Below are 20,665 nucleotides of genomic sequence, written 5' to 3' on the forward strand. Positions count from 1 at the left end.
CGCCCTCGCGGCCTGCGTGCGGCGGGCTGCACCTTGATGTTTCCCCGGGGCCTTGCTTGCCCTGATGATTTTTCGGCAAGCCGGAGACGGCTTGCCTGCGCGTTTCTTTAACGGAGGAAAAGTAAGAATGAAGTACTGGAAGATCCTGGGAGCCACGCTTGTCACCGCTTCGGCACTCCTCGCAGGGTGCGGCGACGCATCCGACAAGGCCCAAGCCTCGCAGACCTCGCAAGACAAGCCCGCGACGACGCAGGCCGCCAACGAGCAGAAGCTGGTGGAGAAATACAACATCTACGTCGAGGTGTCGAACGACCTGAGCACCTCCTTCCAGCAGGCGCGAGAGGAATACATGGCGCAGCAGGTGCCGCTGCTGCAGGCCAAGGCGCCGCTGACCAGCATGCGCATCCAGAACGACATCTGGATCGACCGCTCGGCGAAGAAGCTGGACAGCGCCGCCGCCATCGATGCGCCGCTGCCCGAGATCGACGCGCCGGCCAAGGCGTTCTCTGCCGCGCTCAAGGTGCTGTCGCCGCTGAGCCGCGAACTGAACAACTACGCAAATTCCAAAGGCTACGTCGCCGACAACGGCGACAAGGCCCGCCAGATGAACGCCGACTACCTGGCCGCGCTCACCGCCGTGGCCCAGACGGAAGCCGCCTTCGACAACGGCCTGAGTGCGCGCGACCGGGCCCTGACCAAGGAGGCCTTCGAGAAGGCGCCCAAGGACACCGCCGCCTACTACCGTGCCGGGCTCATCTATCACGGCAAGCTCAACCACAACGATGCCAACGTGCTTTTCGAATCGCCCAACGACCCGAAGGCGCTGGCCGCCTTCGAGGCGTCGCTGGCGCTGGTGGCGGACTCGGCCGCGGGCTGGAGCAGGAAAATCGCCGAACAGTCGGCAGACAACAGCGCGGCCGCCAGGAGCTGCAGCGGCAGCATGCTGCATATCAACGAGTTCATCGGCCAGTCGCGCTCGATGGTCAAGGACATCAAGGCCGGCGTGTTCGCCCGCAAGGAAACCGGCGCGATGGCCCGCATGCCGGCGTACATGCGCAGCTCCAGCATCGTGAGCTCCGCGAACCGCTACAACCAGAACTTTGCCAACATGATCGGCCAGTTCAACCATTCGCTCTGCTGAGGAAGAAGGCGGCGCGCCCCCGGACGCGGGGCCGTCGCCGATAATCCCGGGCATGAATCCCTTGCTTTCCAGGTTGCAGCCCTATCCCTTCGAGCGGCTGAAGCAACTGTTCGCGGGCGTCACGCCCAACCCCGAATTCGCCGCCATCAGCCTGGGCATCGGTGAACCCAAGCACGCCACGCCGCCCTTCATCAAGGAAGCCCTGAGCGCCAGCCTCGGGGCGCTGGCGGCCTACCCGGCCACCGCCGGCGACCTGAAACTGCGCACCGCCTTCACCGACTGGCTGCAGACCCGCTACAGCCTCGCGCTCGACCCGGCCACGCAGGTGCTGCCGGTCAACGGTTCGCGCGAGGCGCTGTTCTCGCTGGCGCAGACCGTGGTCGACCCCACCGCCTCGCCCAAGCCGGTGGTGATCTCGCCCAACCCGTTCTATCAAATCTACGAAGGCGCCGCCCTGCTGTCGGGCGCCGAACCGTACTACGTGCCGAGCGTGGCCGCGCGCAATTTCGCGGTCGACTGGGACAGCGTGCCCGAGGCCGTCTGGGCCCGCACGCAGCTGGTGTTCGTCTGCTCTCCAGGCAACCCCACGGGCGCCGTGATGCCGCTGGACGAGTGGCAAAAGCTCTTTGCGCTGTCGGACCGCCACGGCTTCGTGATCGCGGCCGACGAGTGCTACAGCGAAATCTATTTCCGGGACGAGCCGCCGCTCAGCGGCCTGGAAGCCTCGGTGAAGCTGGGCCGGCCCGACTTCAGGAACCTGATCGCCCTGACCTCGCTGTCCAAGCGCAGCAACGTGCCCGGGCTGCGCAGCGGTTTCGTGGCGGGCGATGCCGCCCTGATCAAGAAATTCCTGCTCTACCGCACCTACCACGGCAGCGCCATGAGCGGCACCGTGGGCGCGGCCAGCATCGCGGCCTGGGGCGACGAAGCTCACGTGGTCGAGAACCGCGCCAAGTACCGCGCCAAGTTCGCGGCCGTCACGCCGCTGCTCGAACCGGTGCTCGACGTGCGCCTGCCCGACGCCAGTTTCTACCTCTGGGCCGGCGTGCCCGAAGTGTGGGCTGGCGACGACGAGGCCTTCGCCCGCGCGCTCTACGCTCAATACAATGTCACGGTTTTGCCGGGGAGCTATCTGGCGCGCGACACCGACCACAGCGCCAACCCCGGCCGGGGCCGCATCCGCATGGCGCTGGTGGCCGAAACCGCCGAGTGCGTCGAGGCCGCCGAACGCATCGTCCGGTTCGTCAAGGGCGCTCGCTGATCCCGCCGATCCGCCTGCCAGTCGAACCGCTCTCCCCGCACCCATTTTTCACCCGAGACTTTCTCCATGACCCAGCAACTGCAACAAATCATCGACGCCGCGTGGGACGACCGCGCCAACATCTCGCCCGCCGCTGCGTCCGCCGAAGTGCGCGATGCCGTCGAGCACGTGATCACCGAGCTGAACAACGGCAAGCTGCGCGTGGCCACCCGTGAAAGCGTCGGCCAGTGGACGGTGCACCAGTGGATCAAGAAGGCCGTGCTGCTGTCGTTCCGCCTGAAGGACAACGAGCAGATCCAGGCCGGCTCGCTGGGCTTCTACGACAAGGTGCCGACCAAGTTCTCGCACCTGTCGGCCGCCGAGCTGAAGGAATCGGGCGTGCGCATCGTGCCGCCGGCCGTGGCCCGCCGCGGCAGCTACATCGCCAAGGGCGCGATCCTGATGCCCTCGTACGTCAACATCGGCGCCTACGTGGGCGAAGGCACCATGGTCGACACCTGGGCCACCGTGGGTTCGTGCGCACAGATCGGTGCCAACGTGCACCTGTCGGGCGGCGTTGGCATCGGCGGCGTGCTCGAGCCGCTGCAGGCCGGCCCCACCATCATCGAAGACAACTGCTTCATCGGCGCGCGCTCGGAAGTGGTCGAAGGCGTGGTGGTCGAGGAGAACTCGGTGCTGTCGATGGGCGTGTTCATCGGCCAGAGCACCCCCATCTACGACCGTGCCACCGACACCGTGCTGTACGGCCGCGTGCCCGCGGGCTCGGTCGTGGTGGCCGGCAGCCTGCCCAAGCCCGGCGGCAAGTACAACACCTACGCAGCCATCATCATGAAGAAGGTCGACGCCAAGACGCGCTCGACCACGTCGCTGAACGACCTGCTGCGCGACTGATCGCCCCTTTTCCGAGCGATCGCTTTTGCCCTTAGAGAACAACAGCACCCGAGGAGAGAGACCGATGAACATGATGGAGCGGATTCTTCGTTTGATGGCCGAGCGCAAGGCCTCCGACATCTACCTCTCGGCCCACTCCCCGGTGCTGATCCGCATCAACGGCAACTGCGTGCCCATCAACGCGCAGGTGCTGCCGGCCACGGCACCGCTGGCGCTGCTGTCCGAAGTGGTCCCCGCCGAACGCATCCAGGAACTGGAGCGCACGGGCGAACTGAACATGGCCGTGGCGCTCGAAGGCGCCGGCAACTACCGCCTGAGCGCCATGCGCCAGCGCGGCAGCTACGCGGTGGTGGTGCGCCACATCAGCGCCGTCATTCCGGGCTTTGCCGACCTGAACCTGCCCGACATCCTGAAGACGCTCATCATGGAGAAGCGCGGGCTGATCCTGATGGTGGGCGCCACCGGCGCCGGCAAGACCACCACGCTGGCCTCGATGCTGGACTACCGCAACGAGCACGCCAGCGGCCACATCCTCACGGTCGAGGAGCCGATCGAGTTCACCTTCACCAACAAGAAATCGGTGGTGAACCAGCGCGACGTGGGCAACGACACCGCCTCGCTGCAAACGGCGCTGAAGAACGCGCTGCGCCAGGCGCCCGACGTGATCCAGATCGGCGAAATCCGCGACCGCGAGACCATGTCCGCCGCCATTGCCTACGCGCAGTCCGGCCACCTGTGCGTGGCCACGCTGCACGCCAACAACAGCTACCGTGCGCTGAACCGCATCCTGAGCTTCTACCCCGTCGAGGTGCGCGCCACGCTGCTGGGCGACCTGGGCGGCGCGCTGCGTGCAGTCGTGTCGCAGCGCCTGCTGCGCACACCGGCCGGCGCTCGCATTCCGGCGCTCGAGGTCTTGCTCAACACCGCGCTGGTGGCCGAGCTGATCGAAAAGGGCGACTTCTCCGCCGTCAAGGAGGCCATGGAAAAGTCGATGGCCGAAGGCTCGCAGACCTTCGAGGAAGACATTGCCCGCCTCGTCATCGAGGAGCGCGTGAGCCGCGAAGAGGGCCTGGCCCAGGCCGACTCGCCCACCAACCTCATGTGGCGCCTGCAGAACCGCGCGGCGCCCAAGCAGCAGCAGGTCGAAGATCGCGCCCTGACCGACCAGCTCGACGAACCCACCTTTACCGACATCACGCTGGACGTGAAGTTCTGAACCAAGCCTTTTCCCGATGTCCCGTACGCTCCAGCTCGCCGAACAACTCATCTCGCGCCCCTCCGTCACACCGGACGACGCGGGCTGCCAACAGATCCTCGGCGAACGGCTGGTGGCACTGGGCTTCACGCTGGAAACCATCGAGAGCGGCCCGGCCGACTTTCGCGTGACCAACCTGTGGGCGGTGCGCCGTCCACGGAACGCCGCGGCCACAAAAACGCTCGTGTTCGCCGGCCACACCGACGTGGTGCCCACCGGCCCCGTCGAGCAATGGACCAGCCACCCGTTCACCCCCACGCACCGCGACGGCAAGCTGTACGGCCGCGGCGCCTGCGACATGAAGACCTCGGTGGCGGCCTTCGTGGTGTCCATCGAGGAGTTTCTGCAGGCCGTGTCCGAGCCGCAGCTCACGCTCGCCCTGCTGCTCACCAGCGACGAAGAAGGTCCCGGCGTCGATGGCACCGTGGTCGTGTGCAACGCGCTGTCCGCGCGCGGCGAGGTCATCGACTACTGCATCGTCGGCGAGCCCACGGCGGTGGAGCGCTGCGGCGACATGATCAAGAACGGCCGCCGCGGCACCATGAGCGGCAAGCTCACGGTCAAGGGCGTGCAGGGCCACATCGCCTACCCCCACCTCGCGAAGAACCCGGTGCATTCGGTGGCGCCCGCGCTGGCCGAACTGGTGGCGCTCAACACGGCCGGCGGCTGGGACGCGGGCAACGCCTACTTCCAGCCGACCAGCTGGCAGATCAGCAATTTCCACTCGGGCACGGGCGCGAGCAACGTGATTCCGGGCAGCGCGGTGATCGACTTCAACTTCCGCTTCTCGACCGAGTCGACGCCCGAGTCGCTGCAGCAGCGCGTGCACGCCGTGCTCGACGCGCACCAGGTCGACTACACGCTGGCCTGGACCATCGGCGGCCTGCCCTTCCTGACCACGCCGGGCGAGCTGGTCACGGCCGTGCAAGGCGCCATCCGCGCCGAAACCGGCATCGAGACCGAACTGTCGACCAGCGGCGGCACCAGCGACGCGCGCTTCATCGCCAAGATCTGCAAGCAGGTGGTCGAGCTGGGCCCGGTGAACGCGAGCATCCACAAGATCGACGAGCACATCGACGTGGCCGAGATCGAGACGCTGAAGAACATCTACCTGCGCACGCTCAAGCAGCTGGACGCGGCGCTCACCGCATGAGCACCGTCATCTCGCTCATCGAGGCCGGCGCCCAGCGGCTCGAGGAAGCCGGCGTGGCCTTCGGCCATGGCACCGCCAATGCCTTCGACGAAGCCGCCTGGCTGGTGCTGTGGCGCCTGAAGCTGCCGCTGGACGACATCGACGCCGTGGCCGACACGCCGGTGTCCCCCGCCGACGCCGCCCAGGTGGCCGCGCTGATCGACGAACGCATCGCCACGCGCAAGCCCGCCGCCTACCTCACCAAAGAGGCCTGGCTGCAGGGCGTGCCCTTCTACGTGGACGAACGCGCCATCGTGCCGCGCAGCTTCATTGCCGAGCTGGTTGCCGACGGCAGCATCGACTACTGGCTCGGCGAGCACACCCAGCGCGTGCTCGACCTGTGCACCGGCAACGGCAGCCTGGCCGTGATTGCGGCGCTGACCTACCCCGACGTGACGGTGGCTGCCGCCGACCTGTCGGTCGAGGCGCTCGAAGTGGCCGCCATCAACGTCACCCGCCACCAGCTGGACGCGCGCGTCACGCTGATCGAATCCGATGGTTTGCAGAACGTGCCCGGCCGGTACGACCTGGTGCTGTGCAACCCGCCTTACGTGAACAGCCAGAGCATGGCCGCCCTGCCCGCCGAGTACCGCGCCGAGCCCGAACTCGCGCTGGCCGGCGGCACCGATGGCATGGACTTCGTGCGCCGGCTGTTCGCCGACGCACCCGCGCGCATGAGCGAACAGGCGGTCCTGGTGCTGGAGATCGGCAACGAGCGCGGCCATTTCGAGGCGGCCTTTCCGGCGCTCGAAGTCGTGTGGCTCGAAACCTCGGCCGGCGAGGACCAGGTCTTGCTTGTGACCCGCGACGCCCTGGTGGCCGGCGCCGGCACGCGTTAGCGGCGCCTGCCCCAAGCCCCGTTCGTTGCCCTCTCGCGGCCAGCAGCTGCGATCCCCACGCCGCGGCCCTCGGCCGCAGCCCCCAGTTTCCGGGCGATGTCCCCCGCGCCTTTGTCCCTTTTCGCCAGGCCGAAAAGGCCGGGCGGGATAATCGCCCCTACGGTTCCTCTTTCATGATCACTCTCAAAAACGTCATTCTTCGCCGCAGCGCCAAGAAACTCCTCGACGGCGCCACCGTCAACCTCAACCCCGGCGAAAAGGTCGGACTCGTGGGGCGCAACGGTGCCGGCAAGTCGTCGCTGTTCGCGCTGTTCAACGGCTCGCTGCACGAAGACGGCGGCGACTTCTATGTGCCCAAGCAGTGGCGCATGGCCCAGGTGGCGCAGGACATGCCCGAAACCGACGAGTCGGCCACCGAGTTCGTCGTGGGCGGCGACACCCGCCTGACCGAGCTGCGCGCCACGCTGGCCGCCATCGAGGCCGCCTATGCGGAGAACCCCGACGACGCCGACATCGGCATGGAACTGGCCCATGCCTACACCGACCTGGCCGATGCCGGCGAGCACGACGCCGTGCCGCGCGCGCAGGCGCTGATCCTGGGGCTGGGCTTCAAGTCGAACGAGCTCGACGGCGCCGTCAACAGCTTCTCGGGCGGCTGGCGCATGCGCCTGCAGCTGGCCCGCGCGCTGATGTGCCCGAGCGACCTGCTGCTGCTCGACGAACCCACCAACCACTTGGACCTGGACGCACTGGTCTGGCTCGAAGCCTGGCTGCAGAAGTACGCCGGCACCATGATCGTCATCAGCCACGACCGCGAGTTTCTCGACGCCGTGACCGACGTCACCCTGCACATCGCCAACGCCCAGCTCACGCGCTACGGCGGCAACTACAGCGCCTTCGAGACCCTGCGCGCCGAGCAGATGGCGCTGCAGCAAACCGCCTTCAGCAAGCAGCAGGACAAGATCGCCCACCTGCAGAAGTTCATCGACCGCTTCAAGGCCAAGGCCAGCAAGGCCAAGCAGGCGCAAAGCCGCGTGAAGGCGCTGGAGCGCATGGAGAAGGTCGCGCCGCTGCTCGCAGAGGCCGACTTCACCTTCGAGTTCAAGGAGCCGGGCAACATTCCCAACCCGATGCTGTCGATCAGCAACGCGAGTTTCGGCTACGAAGTGGAAGACGCCGCGCCCAAGACCATCCTGCGCGGGGTCAGCCGCTCGGTGCTGGCGGGCCAGCGCATCGGCATCCTGGGCGCCAACGGCCAGGGCAAGTCGACGCTGGTGAAGACCATCGCGCGCGAAATGGGCGCGCTGGCCGGCGAAGTCACCGAAGGCAAGGGCCTGAACATCGGCTACTTCGCCCAGCAGGAACTCGACGTGCTGCGCCCGCAGGACAACCCGCTCGAGCACATGGTGCGCATGGCGCGCGAACTCGGCAGCGCCGTGAAGGAAGCCACCGGCGAGCAGGCGCTGCGCGGCTACCTGGGCAGCTTCAACTTCAGCGGCGACATGGTCAAGCAGCCCGTGGGCACCATGAGCGGCGGCGAAAAAGCCCGCCTCGTGCTCGCGATGATGGTGTGGCAACGCCCCAACCTGCTGCTGCTGGACGAGCCCACCAACCACCTGGACCTCGCCACCCGCGAGGCCCTGGCCGTGGCGCTCAACGAGTTCGAAGGCACGCTGATGCTGGTGAGCCACGACCGTGCGCTGCTGCGTTCGGTGTGCGACGAGTTCTGGCTCGTGGGCCGCGGCGTCGTGGCCGATTTCGACGGCGACCTGGACGACTACCAGCGCTACCTGCTCGACGAGGCCAAGCGCATGCGCGAAGAGGCCAAGGTCGCGACGCGCGAGGCGATCAGCACCGCAGCCGCGGCAGCCGCCGCGCCGATGGCGGCGCCCGCCGTGCCGCAGCAGCGCAAGCAGGACGCCCAGGAGCGCCAGCAGCGCAACGAGCAGGCCAAGCCGATCAAGCGAGAAATCGCCCAGATCGATGAACGCATGGCAGCCGCAAGCACCGAGCGCGCCGCGCTCGAGGCCCGCATGAGCCAGCCGCTGCCTTCCGCCGAGATTGCCGATGCGGGCAAGCGGCTGAAGGCCCTCAACGACGAAATCGGCCGCCTCGAAGAGCGCTGGCTGGCCCTGTCGGACCAGCTCGAAGCGCTCGCGGCCTGAACCTGACAAGGGGCACCGGATGCCGTCTGCCATCGAACTCGCCGGCGGCGATGAAAAGCTCATCGCCGCCGTGCTGCGCAGCCGCCGCCTGATCGGGCGCAAGGCCCTGATGGCGGCCGCGGCCAGCGCCGTGCCGCTGCCCGGCATCGACTGGGCGGCCGATGCGGCACTGCTGTCGCGGCTGGTGCCGCAGATCAGTGCCGAGTTCGGGCTCTCGGTCACCCAGGTCGAAAAGCTCGCGCCGCACCAGCGCGAGCGCATCCAGAAGGCGGCCACCACGGTGGGCGCGCTGCTGGTCGGACGGCTGGTCACGCGCGACCTGCTGATCCGCCTGGCCAAGCACGCGGGCGTGCGCCTCACGGCCAAGCAGGCGACCAAGTACGTGCCCATTGCGGGGCAGCTGGTGTCGGCCGCGCTGGGCTATGCGGCCTTGCGCGCGCTGGGCGAGCAGCACATCAAGGACTGCGTGCGCGTCAGCGCCACGCTCGCCCTCGCGCCGCCCGAACCGCACGCGAGCGCCTGAGCGCCTCGCGGTCGAACAGCACCTGCGCCGCCCACGCGGCCCCGGCCAGCCCGAAGCAGCTGCCCCCGGCCCAGGCCGTGCGCCCCATCGCCAGCCCGTAGATCAGCCCCGCAAGGGACAGCAGCGCCACCACTGCGCACAGTGCACGGTCGAGCCACAGGCCCGACGACCGAGGGCCATGCACGCCTCAGTCATGGGGCGGTGGAACATCGAAGGCGCTCGACGGGCGCGCCGCCTCTTCCTTCAGCTGCTGCTCGTAGGCGGCCAGCAACGCCAGGTAGTGGCGCGACATCACGTCGTTCACCCGCCCCAGGCCGATCTTGCTGACCGTCGGTTGTGGAATTCCAGTTTTCTGCTGGATCTGCATCTGCGTCAGCCCCATGGCTCTCAACGCCTTGACCAACTCGCGTGGCTTCATGGACGTCCTCCCTTTTTTTAATATTCTAGAGTCTCCATGGAATATTCATCTGGGCTTAAATTCCGGCCATGGAGACCATTGCAAGCCGCGCCTTGGCCGCGCGTAAATTCGCCAAGATGACGCAGAAGCAAGCCGAGGCTGCTTCGGGCGTCAAGCAGTCCAGCATTTCGAAGATCGAGCGTGGAGACACCAGCCGGTCGATGAGCGTGCTGGCCCTGGCGCGGGCCTACCGCGCCGATCCCAACTGGCTGGACACCGGCGACGGACCCGCGCCCTGGGACCCCAACCAGATCCGCCGGTCCCTGTATCTCGTCAACGAGCCGGCAGGGCCCTATCGCGTGACCCATTCGCCGCCCGTGAGCCCGGCGTTCAATCCGAACACGCCGGGCACCGTGCCGCTGATCGCGTGGGAAGACGCCGCGCACTGGGGAGAACTTCCAGCAACGCAGCAGCGCCAGCCCGAGCGCTGGATTCCCTGCATTGCGCATCACAGCCTGGACACCTACGCGCTGCGCATGCGCGGCAACAGCATGACCGCGAACAGCGGTCAGCTGAAGAGCTACCCGGCGGGGTCGCTCGTGTTCGTCGACACGCAACTGAAGACGCCCGAAGACGGCGAGCGCGTCGTCGCGAGGCTCGACGAGACCGGCGAGGTCACATGCAAGGTGTTCAAGCACGAGGACGGCAGGCGCTGGCTGATGCCGCTGAACCCGAGGCACGAACCCATTCGCGTGGCGTTCACCGTGCTGGGCACCGTCGTGGGGAAGTGGGAAGACGAGGACTGACTGTCCGTCGTCTTTCGAGACAAGATTTCAACGAGGTCAGGTTGTGTGCAGGTTCGGGAGAGATAGTCATGTCTCTCCCTGTGGCCTGCACTCTCTGATCCTCCCTCCTCCAGCAGGTCACCTTCCAGCCCGCCTTACAGCGGGCTGTTTTTTTGGGCGAGCCTGCAAGCGAAGATCACTTGGGCAGCAGCACCTTGTTGACCACGTGGATCACGCCATTCGACTGGTACACGTTGGGAATGGTCACGGTGGCGGTGCCGCCCTTTTCGTCGGTCAGCGTGATCTTGCCGCCCTTTTCCTTGGCCACCAGCACGCCGCCGGCCACCGTCTTCAGTTCGGCCGAGCCCTTGCCGGCCTTGATTTCCTTCTTCAGCTCGGCCGCATCCAGCTTGCCCGCCACGACGTGGTACGTCAGCACGCCGGTCAGGGCGTCCTTGCTCTCGGGCTTGAGCAGCGTGTCGACCGTGCCGGCCGGCAGTGCGGCGAAGGCGGCGTTGGTGGGCGCGAACACGGTGAACGGACCCGGGCCCTTGAGCGTGTCGACCAGGCCCGCGGCCTTCACGGCAGCGACCAGCGTGGTGTGGTCCTTCGAGTTCACGGCGTTGTCGATGATGTCCTTGGTCGGCAGCATCGGCGCACCGCCCACCATGACAGAAGCCGCCATGGCCGAGAAGGCCCCTGCGGACAGCGCGACGGCGAGAGAGACGGCGGCGATGCGATGAAGTTTGCTCTGCATGGAAATTGCTCCAGATGAATGAATGAACCACCGCGAAATGGCGGCGGCTGGAATCAATACGGGTGCCCGCGCGGAACAGATTCGGCCCCGGCAAAAAAGAAAAACACGGCCACGCTTCGCGCTGCACCGATGCACTTCGCGCCCCGTAATACCAATTTCGTCTCATCGCGCTCGCGCTGCGCGGCGGTCGCGACGACATTCAGAAACAAGTCAGGTGCCCGTGCCGTTCCGGGTGTACAAACGCTGCCCCATGCCACATCGAAACCACAACGCGTTGGAGGACATACCCTTTTCGCCGCGCGCGGCCCCCGCGCGCCGGCGACGAGGGTGGCCTGCCTCAGGGATTCCCGGGGCCATGCAGGGCGCCGCGCTCGGCGCCGCCTTGTTGCTGAGCGCGTGCGCGGTCGGCCCCGACTTCAAGACGCCCGACCTGCCCGTGGCCGCGCAGGGCGCCGACTACACCCCCGCACCCGTGCCCGCGCGCACCGCGCAGGCCGACGTGCCGGGCGGCCAGGCCCAGACGCTGCTGCCGGGCCGTGACATTCCCGCGCAGTGGTGGGACGTGTTCCGTTCCGAGCCGCTCGACCAGCTGATCCGCGCCTCGCTCGCGCAAAGTCCCACGCTCGCCTCGGCGCAGGCCGCGCTGCGGCAGGCCGAAGCCACCTACGACGCCAAGTCGGGCAACCTGCTGTGGCCGCAGGTCTCGGCGCAGCTCGGCGCGCAGCGCGAACGCGCGTCCGAAATCACCTCGCAGGTGCCGGGCGGCCAGTTGCTCACGCTGTACAACGCGTCGGTCAACGTCAGCTACAACCTCGACGTGTTCGGCGGCTCACGCCGCCAGCTCGAAAGCGCGCAGGCCGCCGTCGAGACGCAGCGCTACCAGGTCGAGGCGGTGTACCTCACGCTCACATCGAACCTGGTGACCACGGCCATCCGCGAGGCCTCGCTGCGCGCCCAGTTGCAGGCCGCGCTCGAAGTGCTGCAGGCGCAACGCGAGCAGCTCAACGTGATCGAAAAGCAGTTCGACACCGGCGCCATCTCCAAGTCGATCGTGCTGCAGCAGCGCACGCAGGTCGCGCAAACCACGGCCACCCTGCCGCCCATCCAGAAGGCACTGGCGCAAACGCGCCATCAGCTCGCGGTGTTCGCGGGGCGCCTGCCGTCCGAGGCGGGCCTGCCCGAGTTCGACCTGGCGAGCCTGTCGCTGCCCGAGGCCCTGCCGCTGTCGCTGCCCTCCGAGCTCGCCCGCCAGCGGCCCGACGTGCGCGCCAGCGAGGCGCAACTGCACCAGGCCAGCGCGGCGATCGGCGTGGCCACGGCCAACCTGTATCCGCAGATCCAGCTGAGCGGCAGCTACGGCAACAGCGCGCTGCGCGCACGCGACCTGTTCACCGGCCCGACCACCCTGTGGAACATCGGTGCCGGGCTCACCCAGCCGATCTTCAACGGCGGCGCGCTGCGCGCCCAGCAGCGCGCGGCGGTCGCGGCCTACGACTCGGCGGCGGCGCAGTACCGCAACACCGTGCTGGGCGCGTTCCAGAACGTGGCCGATGCCCTGCGCGCGCTGGAGCTGGACGCCACGGCGCTGCAGACCCAGGCCACGGCCGAGTCGCTGGCCCGGCAGTCGCTCGACCTGTCGACCGCGCAGTTCCGCGCCGGTGCGGTGAGCTACGTGACGCTGCTCACCGCGCAGCAGGCCTGGCTGCAGACGCACACCGCGCTGGTGCAGGCGCAGGCCGCGCGCTATGCCGACACGGCCGCGCTGTTCCAGGCGCTGGGCGGCGGCTGGTGGAACCGCGGTGCGCTGGCCGATGCGGTGATCGCGCCGGCCCAGTCGGCCCCTTCCGCCCCTTCCGTGCCCTTCGCGCCGGCCGGCCAGCCCGCGGCCACCCGCAACTGACCACCCTCCAATAACTCCAAGAAAAGCCTACCTATGACCCGGAGAATGATCATCATGATCGGCTGCGTTCTGCTGCTGGTCGCCGTGCTCGCGCTCGGCAAGTTCCTGCAGATCCGCGCGCTGATTGCGGCCGTTCCCAAGCCGGGCGCGCAGACCGTGTCGACGGTCGAGGTGCAGAAGCTGCAGTGGCAGTCGCAGTTCACCGCGGTGGGCACGCTGAATCCGGTGCGCGGCGCCGACCTCAGCACCGAGGTGGCGGGCCTGGTGCGCGCCGTGCATTTCAAGTCGGGCCAGGACGTGAAGGCCGGCGCGCTGCTGGTCGAGCTCAACGCCGACTCCGACATCGCCCTGCTGCATTCCGCCGAAGCCGCCGCGGCGCAGGCCGCCACGGTGCTCAAGCGCGACCAGGCACAGCTGGCGGTGCAGGCCGTGGCCCAGGCGCAGATCGACGCCGACACCAACGACCTCAAGGCCAAGCGCGCGCAGGTCGAACAGCAGGCCGCGGTGGTGGCGAAGAAGTCGATCCGCGCGCCCTTCGCGGGCCGCCTGGGCATCTCGGCGCTCAACCCGGGGCAGTACGTGAACGCGGGCGACAAGCTGGTCACGCTGCAGACGCTCGACCCGATCTACGTCGACTTCTCGCTGCCGCAGCAACAGCTCGCGGGCCTCGCGGTCGGCCAGGTGGTGAACCTGTCGGTCGACACCTTCCCCGACCAGACCTTCAGCGGCAAGATCAACGCGATCAGCCCCAAGGTCGATTCGGCCACGCGCAACGTGCAGGTCGAGGCCACCATCGCCAACCCGAAGCAGGTGCTGCTGCCCGGCATGTTCGCCAACGTGAAGATCGACATCGGCGGCGCGCAGGAACGGCTCACGCTGCCCTCCACCGCCGTGACCTACAACCCCTACGGCTCGACGGTGTACGTGGTGAAGCAGGCCGAGCCGCCAAAGCCTGGTGCCCCCGGTGCCGCGGGAACGCCGGCCCCCGCGCCAGCCACCGATGCACAAGGCAAGCCGCAGCTCATCGCCCAGCAGGTCTTCATCGAGACCGGCCCGACGCGCGGCGACCAGATCTCCATCGTCAAGGGCCTGCAGGCCGGCCAGGTGGTGGTGAGCAGCGGGCAGAACAAGCTGAAGAACGGCACGCCGGTCACGGTGGACAACAGCGTCCAGCCGACCAACGACCCGAACCCGAAGCCCCAGGAAAGGTGAGGCCCGCCGCATGAACTTCACCGACATCTTCATCCGCCGGCCCGTGCTGGCGATGGTGGTGAGCCTGCTGATCGTGGTGCTCGGGCTGCGCGCGCTGTCCGGCCTGCCGGTCAACCAGTACCCCAAGACCGAGAACGGCGTGGTCACCATCAGCACCGCCTACTACGGTGCGGACGCGGCCACGGTCGCGGGCTTCATCACGCAGCCGCTGGAGGCGGCCGTGTCGCAGGCGCAGGGCATCGACTACCTGTCTTCCTCGAGCAGCCTGGGCGTGTCGACCATCACCGCCACGCTGCGGCTGAACTACGACTCCAACCGCGCGCTGACCGAGATCAACACGCAGGTCAATTCCGTGCGCAACCAGCTGCCGCCGCAGGCGCAGCAGCCTGTGCTCACGGTGGCCACGGGCCAGACCACCGACGCGATGTACATCGGCTTCTACAGCGACACGCTGCCCAACAACAACGTGACCGACTTCCTGGTGCGCGTGGTGCAGCCCAAGCTCAACGCCATTCCCGGCGTGCAGACCGCCGAAATCCTGGGTGCGCGCACCTTCGCGCTGCGGGCCTGGCTCGACGCGCAGAAGATGGCCGCCTACGGCGTGACCGCCACCGACGTGAGCGCCGCGCTCAGCGCCAACAACTACCTGGCCGCGGTCGGTACCAGCAAGGGCCAGATGGTGAGCGTGCCGCTCACGGCCGGCACCTCGCTGCACAGCGTGGACGAGTTCAAGCAGCTGTCGGTCAAGAGCAGCAACGGCGCCATCGTGCGGCTGCAGGACGTGGCCAACGTCACGCTGGGTTCGGAGAACTACGACTTCAACGTGGCCTTCAACGGCGTGCGCTCGGTGTTCATCGGCATCAAAGTCGCGCCCGAGGCCAACATCCTGGACGTGGCCAAGCAGGTGCGCACCGTGTTCCCCGACCTGCAGTCGCAGCTGCCCACGGGCCTGACCGGCAAGATCGTCTACGACTCGACGGACTTCATCAACACCTCCATCAGCGAAGTGATCAAGACGCTGGTCGAGGCGCTGGTGATCGTCACGATCGTCATCTACCTGTTCCTGGGCAGCTTCCGCGCGGTGGTGGTACCCGTCATCGCGATGCCGCTGTCGCTCATCGGCACCTTCTTCGTGATGCTGGTGCTGGGCTACTCCATCAACCTGCTCACGCTGCTGGCGCTGGTGCTGGCCATCGGGCTGGTGGTCGACGACGCCATCATCGTGGTGGAGAACGTCGACCGGCACATGCGCGAGGGCAAGTCGCCCCTGCAGGCGTCGCTGCTCGCCGCGCGCGAGCTGGGCGGGCCCATCCTGGCGATGACCGTGGTGCTGGTGGCGGTGTACGTGCCCATCGGTTTCCAGGGCGGGCTCACCGGGTCGCTCTTCACCGAGTTCGCATTCACGCTTGCGGGCTCGGTGGTGGTGTCGGGCATCGTCGCGCTCACGCTGTCGCCCATGATGTGCTCGCGCTTCTTCAAGCCCGAGCAGGACAGCGGCAAGTTCGCGACCTTCATCGAGCACACCTTCGAGCGCGTGCACCGGCGCTACCAGCTCATCCTGCGCGGGGTGCTGAAGACCTGGCCGGTGATGCTCGTGATGGGCGCCATCCTGGTGGCGCTGCTGTTCGTGATGTTCAAGATGTCGAAGTCCGAGCTCGCACCGGAAGAAGACCAGGGCATCGTGCTGTCGCAGGTGGTGGGCGCGCCCACGGCCACCATCAACCAGATGCAGACCTACGCCGACCAGATCTTCAAGGTCGCGCACGACACGCCCGAGTACGAGCAGCTGTTCCAGCTCACCGGCGTGCCCAGCACCAACGCGGGCATTGCCGGCGTGCTGCTCAAGCCCTGGGACCAGCGCACGCGCAGCGCGCACGACATCCAGACCGACCTGCAGAAGCGCTGGAACGGCATCGCCGGCGCCAAGGTGGTGGCCTTCCAGTTCCCGGCGCTGCCGGGCGCCTCGGGCCTGCCGGTGCAGTTCGTCATCAAGACGACCGAGCCCTTCGAGAACCTGAACACGCTGGCGCAGCAAGTGATGGACAAGGCGCGCGCGGACGGCAAGTTCTACTACATCGACGCCGACCTGAAGATCGACCTGCCGCAGGCCACGGTGGTGGTCGACCGCGACAAGATCGCCACGCTGGGCATCACCCAGCAGGACGTGGGCAACGCGATGGGCGCAGCGCTCGGCGGCGGCTACGTCAACTACTTCTCGATCTCGGGCCGCTCGTACAAGGTGATTCCGCAGGTGCAGCAGGTCGACCGGCTCAACCCGTCGGACGTGCTCAACTTCTACATCAAGACGCCCAACGGCGTGGTGCCCGCAAGCACCGTGGCGAGCCTGAAGTACACGGTGCAGCCCGAAACGGTCAACCACTTCCAGCAGCTCAACTCCGTGACCATCCAGGGCGTGCCCAGCGGCACCCAGGGCGAAACGCTGGAGTACCTGCGCGGCGTGGTGCAGCAGCTCGCGCCCAGCGGCTACACGGTCGACTACTCGGGCCAGTCGCGCCAGTTCGTGCAGGAGTCGGGCAACTTCGCCATCACTTTCCTGTTCGCGCTGATCATCGTGTTCCTGGCGCTGGCCGCGCAGTTCGAGAGCTTCCGCGACCCGGTGGTCATCCTGGTGTCGGTGCCGCTCGCGCTCTTCGGCGCCATGATCTTCATCTTCTGGGGCTTCGCCTCGATGAACATCTACACGCAGGTGGGGCTGGTGACGCTGATGGGGCTCATCAGCAAGCACGGCATCCTGATCGTGGAAGTGGCCAACCGGCTGCAGAAGCAGGGGTTGAGCAAGCTGGACGCGATCGTCGAGGCGGCGGGCACGCGGCTGCGGCCCATTCTGATGACCACAGCGGCCATGGTGTTCGGCGTGCTGCCGCTCGTCATCGCCTCGGGTGCCGGTGCAGCCGGGCGCAAGGCGATGGGCATCGTGATCTTCAGCGGGCTGTCGATCGGCACGCTGTTCACGCTGTTCGTGGTGCCGGCGATGTACCTGGCCATCGCGGCGCGGCACCAGAAGGAAGAAAGCGGCGACGGGGTGGCACCTGCACCCGCGCCGTCCCCGGCTCCTGCATTGCCGGGGAGCGTGGCGCCTGAGGCCTGAGGCCTGAGGCCTCAGCCCGCGGCGGCGCCTTCGCGCCTGGAGAACCACTCGAGCAAGTCGCCCGCGGGCAAGGGCCGCGAATAGAGAAAGCCCTGCAGTTCGTCGCACCCCATGGCGAGCAGGATGTCGCGCTGCGCCTCGTTCTCCACGCCCTCGGCGACCACGCTCAAGCCCAGCGCATGGGCCAGGCGGATGACGGCGTCCACCACGGCGCGCGCGTCGCCCTTGGCCTGCAGGTCCTGCACGAAGCTGCGATCGATCTTCACCTGGCGCGCCGGCAGCTTGCGCAGATGGCTCAGGCTGGAATAGCCCGTGCCGAAATCGTCGATCGACAGGAACACGCCCACGCGCGCCAGCCCCTCGAAGGTGCGCTGGGTGGCCTTGATGTCTTCCATGGCGACCGACTCGGTGATCTCGCACAGCAGCAAGGAGGCGGGCACCTGGTGCCTTGCCAGGGTCTGCTCGACGCGCGCGACGAAATCGATCTCGCGCAGCTGCATGACCGACAGGTTGACCGCCACGCTCATCCAGATGTCTTGCGCCCGCCATTGCGCGATCTGGCGGCAGGCCTCGTCCAGAATCCAGTCGCCCAGGCGCACGATCAGGCCGAAGCGCTCCGCCAGGCCGATGAAGTCGTTTGGACCGATCAGGCCCTGCTGCGGGTGGTTCCAGCGCACCAGCGCCTCCACGCCGCTGAGGGTGTCGCCCGCGCCGTTGATCTTGGGCTGGTAGTACAGCTCGAACTGCTTGAGCTCGACCGCCCGGCGCAGGTCGCTTTGCAATTGCAGTTGCCTCACGACGTCGGCACCCATGTGCGACTCGAACATCACATAGTTGCCGCCGCCGGCGCGCTTGGCCTCGTACATGGCGGCGTCGGCGTTGGCCACGAGCTTGTCGGGCTCGCCCTGCTCCGGATGCAGCACGATTCCGATCGAGCAGGCAATCTGCAACTGCCTGCCCATCACGTTGAAAGGCTGGCTGAGCGCGCGCAGCACCCGGTTGGCCGCCTGCGCGCACTCCGCGCGGTCGCTCACGCCTTCGAACAGCAGCAGGAACTCGTCGCCCCCGATGCGTGCCACGGTGTCGCTTTCCCGCGTGGCGTCGGCGAGCCGCTCGGCGGCGGCGCGCAGGATCTGGTCGCCGGCCGCATGGCCGAAGGAATCGTTGATCGGCTTGAAGCCGTCGAGATCGACGAAGAGCACGGCAATGCGCTCTTCCACCTGGTGCTGGTTGGCTCGCTCCATGCGCAGCAGCGCGTGGCGCAGCCGGTCTTCGAACAGGATCCGGTTGGGCAGGCCGGTCAGCGCATCGGTGAAAGCGCGCTTCTGCAGTTCCCGGTTGGCCTGCGTGAGCTCGGCGTTGGCTTCCTCGAGCGAGCGCGACAGGCGCCTGGCAACCTGCTGCAGCCGCGACTCCAGGATCGAGGTGAACAGCGTGCCCAGCAGCAGCAGGCCCGACGCCAGCACGACGATGGCGGTGAGTTCGGAGCCCGACAGCCCGTCTGCACTGCGGCAGACCGAATCCGCCGGGAAGTTCGCCGCCGCCATGCCCGTGTAGTGCATGCCGCAGATCGCGATGCCCATGACCACCGCGGCCAGCAGCTGAAAGGCCACCCGATGGGCGCTGTGGACCTCGCCGAGGTACTTGAAGATGAACAGCGCCGCGGCCGAGGCGGCCAGGCCGATCAGCAGCGATGCCAGCACGGTCGGCACGTGCCACACGATGGGCGGCGACATGTCCAGCGCGGCCATGCCGATGTAGTGCATCCCGCAGATGCCGACGGCCATGGCCAGCGAGGCGATGGCGATGCGCCGAAGGCTGTAGTCCGCCTCGCTGGCCACCCACAGCGCAATGCCGGATGCGGTCACGGCGGCCACCCATGATGTCAGCGTCGTCGCCCCCGAGAAGCCGAGCGCGATCGGCAGCGTGAAACCCAGCATGCCGACGAAATGCATCGACCAGATGCCCGTGCCCATGGCCAGCGACCCGATGCCCCACCACAGCAGGTGCGGCTTTCCGCTGGCGTGCCGGACGCGGCGCGCCAGGTCCAGCGCCACGTACGAAGCGAGTGTCGCCAGGAGCAGCGACGCGGCGACAACCCACAGGTTGTGGTGGGACGGAAGAAAGGCGGCAGCGGTATTCACAGTGCAGATGACACTTGAGTTCGTCCGGCAGCGGGTGGCGTGTCGAACGGGAGTTCGGTTCCCAAGAAAAAAGCCAGCTATCGGGTAGACAGCTGGCTTTGATGATCCTGCAAAGGGTTCTGGTAGGACGTACTGGATTCGAACCAGTGACCAACGGATTAAAAGTCCGCTGCTCTACCAACTGAGCTAACGTCCCGGAACCATTTTTTTGCTTTTTGCCGACGTTGAATCCGGCAAAGCCTAAGATTATAGCGCGACGTTCGACGCTATTCGATCGAGCACCCAACCTGCCGCGCATTGACCGAAAGTCGCGGTCACGCTGACCACCGATCCGTAGCCGTGGCAGTTGAGCGACCCGTCGCCTTCGATGGCGCACGACGCATCGGGCGGCGCCACGCTTTCGCGGCTGAAGACGCAGGTCACGCCGATCTTCTTTCCCTCGCGCGGAGCGCCGTGCTCCTTGCGCAGGCGCTGGCGAAGCTGCGCCAGCAGCGGGTCGTGCGTGACCTGAGACAGGTCGTCGATGTCGACCTTGTGCGCCAGCCGCTTGCCGCCCGCCGCCCCCACCGTGACGAACGCAGCGCGCGAAGAACGCGCCCATGCGGCCATGGTCAGCTTGGCCTTCACTTGGTCGCAAGCGTCGATGACGGCCGTTGCCGGCCCGTTCGCAGCCTGCGCCGCGTCGAGCAGCGTGATCCAGTTGCCGGGCTCGACGAATTCGTCGATCGCGTGCACCTTGCACGCGGGGTTGATCTGCGCGATGCGCTCGCGCATCGCTTCGACCTTGGCCTGCCCCACCGTCGCTTCGAGCGCGTGGATCTGGCGGTTGATGTTCGACTCCGACACATGGTCCAGATCGATCATCGTCAAGCGCCCGACCCCGCTGCGCGCCAGGGCCTCGACCGCCCACGACCCCACGCCGCCAATACCGACGACCAAGACATGCGCATCGCGGATGCGTGCGGCACCCGCAACGCCGTATAGGCGCTCGAGGCCGCCGAAGCGGCGCGCAAAGTCAGGCGCCGCGGTGTCGGTGAAGACATCCGCGGCGACAGAAGACGCGATATCGGCAGTGATGACGGCGCTCAAGCGAG

The 20,665-nt window shown here is 67.4% G+C and carries 17 protein-coding genes and 1 tRNA gene; 12 read left to right on the forward strand and 6 right to left on the reverse strand.

Annotated elements, in window-relative coordinates:
• Positions 1–127: 127 nt before the first annotated feature.
• The 8 genes from AC1DJH_RS06985 to AC1DJH_RS07020 all read left to right on the forward strand — a co-directional run bounded on the left by AC1DJH_RS06985 (position 128) and on the right by AC1DJH_RS07020 (position 9,267).
• Positions 128–1,141: a DUF3829 domain-containing protein gene (locus AC1DJH_RS06985; protein ID WP_478185208.1), complete on the forward strand. Its 1,014-nt coding sequence runs from the start codon at positions 128–130 to the stop codon at positions 1,139–1,141.
• A 52-nt stretch (positions 1,142–1,193) separates the two neighbouring features.
• Positions 1,194–2,402 carry a succinyldiaminopimelate transaminase gene (gene dapC, locus AC1DJH_RS06990; RefSeq protein ID WP_478185209.1) on the forward strand — a complete coding sequence of 403 codons (1,209 nt, stop codon included), beginning with the start codon at positions 1,194–1,196 and terminating at the stop codon, positions 2,400–2,402.
• Positions 2,403–2,468: 66 nt separating this feature from the next.
• A complete protein-coding gene (gene dapD, locus AC1DJH_RS06995) occupies positions 2,469–3,293 on the forward strand; it encodes a 2,3,4,5-tetrahydropyridine-2,6-dicarboxylate N-succinyltransferase (protein ID WP_435438288.1) in 825 nt (274 codons plus the stop codon).
• Between the two features lie 64 nt (positions 3,294–3,357).
• On the forward strand, positions 3,358–4,509 hold the full coding sequence (locus tag AC1DJH_RS07000; RefSeq protein WP_478185210.1) for a PilT/PilU family type 4a pilus ATPase: 1,152 nt from the start codon (positions 3,358–3,360) through the stop codon (positions 4,507–4,509).
• 16 nt (positions 4,510–4,525) lie between these two features.
• The gene (gene dapE / locus AC1DJH_RS07005) at positions 4,526–5,701 is read left to right on the forward strand and encodes a succinyl-diaminopimelate desuccinylase (protein WP_478185211.1); all 1,176 of its coding nucleotides are present in this window, start codon (positions 4,526–4,528) and stop codon (positions 5,699–5,701) included.
• Positions 5,698–6,579, forward strand: a complete 882-nt coding sequence (gene prmB / locus AC1DJH_RS07010; protein WP_478185212.1) for a 50S ribosomal protein L3 N(5)-glutamine methyltransferase — start codon at positions 5,698–5,700, stop codon at positions 6,577–6,579. The genes dapE and prmB overlap by 4 nt, the downstream gene beginning before the upstream one ends.
• Before the next feature lie 173 nt (positions 6,580–6,752).
• Positions 6,753–8,744, forward strand: a complete 1,992-nt coding sequence (locus tag AC1DJH_RS07015; RefSeq protein WP_478185213.1) for an ABC-F family ATP-binding cassette domain-containing protein — start codon at positions 6,753–6,755, stop codon at positions 8,742–8,744.
• Positions 8,745–8,763: 19 nt separating this feature from the next.
• Complete coding sequence (locus tag AC1DJH_RS07020; protein WP_435438283.1) at positions 8,764–9,267, forward strand: hypothetical protein; 504 nt, start codon at positions 8,764–8,766, stop codon at positions 9,265–9,267.
• Here AC1DJH_RS07020 and AC1DJH_RS07025 read toward each other — a convergent pair.
• Both AC1DJH_RS07025 and AC1DJH_RS07030 read right to left on the reverse strand, forming a co-directional pair.
• A complete protein-coding gene (locus AC1DJH_RS07025) occupies positions 9,218–9,451 on the reverse strand; it encodes a hypothetical protein (RefSeq protein WP_472111664.1) in 234 nt (77 codons plus the stop codon). The genes AC1DJH_RS07020 and AC1DJH_RS07025 overlap by 50 nt on opposite strands.
• A 3-nt stretch (positions 9,452–9,454) precedes the next feature.
• The gene (locus tag AC1DJH_RS07030) at positions 9,455–9,685 is read right to left on the reverse strand and encodes a helix-turn-helix domain-containing protein (protein ID WP_435438282.1); all 231 of its coding nucleotides are present in this window, start codon (positions 9,683–9,685) and stop codon (positions 9,455–9,457) included.
• Positions 9,686–9,753: 68 nt separating this feature from the next.
• Between AC1DJH_RS07030 and AC1DJH_RS07035 the strand changes: the two genes are divergently transcribed.
• A complete protein-coding gene (locus AC1DJH_RS07035) occupies positions 9,754–10,470 on the forward strand; it encodes a helix-turn-helix domain-containing protein (protein ID WP_472111662.1) in 717 nt (238 codons plus the stop codon).
• A 175-nt stretch (positions 10,471–10,645) separates the two neighbouring features.
• Here AC1DJH_RS07035 and AC1DJH_RS07040 read toward each other — a convergent pair whose 3' ends face one another.
• Positions 10,646–11,206 (reverse strand): fasciclin domain-containing protein, encoded by a 561-nt coding sequence (locus AC1DJH_RS07040; protein ID WP_435438280.1) that lies wholly within the window; start codon positions 11,204–11,206, stop codon positions 10,646–10,648.
• Positions 11,207–11,561: 355 nt separating this feature from the next.
• Here AC1DJH_RS07040 and AC1DJH_RS07045 point away from each other — a divergent pair, with 355 nt between their 5' ends.
• Genes AC1DJH_RS07045 through AC1DJH_RS07055 form a run of 3 tightly spaced genes read left to right on the forward strand, consistent with a single transcriptional unit; the run spans position 11,562 to position 17,427 of the window.
• Positions 11,562–13,106 carry an efflux transporter outer membrane subunit gene (locus AC1DJH_RS07045; RefSeq protein WP_478185214.1) on the forward strand — a complete coding sequence of 515 codons (1,545 nt, stop codon included), beginning with the start codon at positions 11,562–11,564 and terminating at the stop codon, positions 13,104–13,106.
• 54 nt (positions 13,107–13,160) lie between these two features.
• Positions 13,161–14,318: an efflux RND transporter periplasmic adaptor subunit gene (locus AC1DJH_RS07050; protein ID WP_478185215.1), complete on the forward strand. Its 1,158-nt coding sequence runs from the start codon at positions 13,161–13,163 to the stop codon at positions 14,316–14,318.
• 10 nt (positions 14,319–14,328) lie between these two features.
• Positions 14,329–17,427: an efflux RND transporter permease subunit gene (locus tag AC1DJH_RS07055; protein WP_478185216.1), complete on the forward strand. Its 3,099-nt coding sequence runs from the start codon at positions 14,329–14,331 to the stop codon at positions 17,425–17,427.
• A gap of 11 nt (positions 17,428–17,438) precedes the next feature.
• Here AC1DJH_RS07055 and AC1DJH_RS07060 read toward each other — a convergent pair whose 3' ends face one another.
• From AC1DJH_RS07060 to AC1DJH_RS07070, 3 genes are all read right to left on the reverse strand, one after another.
• On the reverse strand, positions 17,439–19,571 hold the full coding sequence (locus AC1DJH_RS07060) for a putative bifunctional diguanylate cyclase/phosphodiesterase (RefSeq protein WP_478185217.1): 2,133 nt from the start codon (positions 19,569–19,571) through the stop codon (positions 17,439–17,441).
• 120 nt (positions 19,572–19,691) lie between these two features.
• A tRNA-Lys gene (locus AC1DJH_RS07065) sits at positions 19,692–19,767 on the reverse strand.
• 50 nt (positions 19,768–19,817) lie between these two features.
• Positions 19,818–20,660 carry a tRNA threonylcarbamoyladenosine dehydratase gene (locus tag AC1DJH_RS07070; protein WP_478185218.1) on the reverse strand — a complete coding sequence of 281 codons (843 nt, stop codon included), beginning with the start codon at positions 20,658–20,660 and terminating at the stop codon, positions 19,818–19,820.
• Between the last annotated feature and the right edge of the window lie 5 nt (positions 20,661–20,665).

This window comes from Variovorax sp. 10N412 (assembly GCF_056394985.1).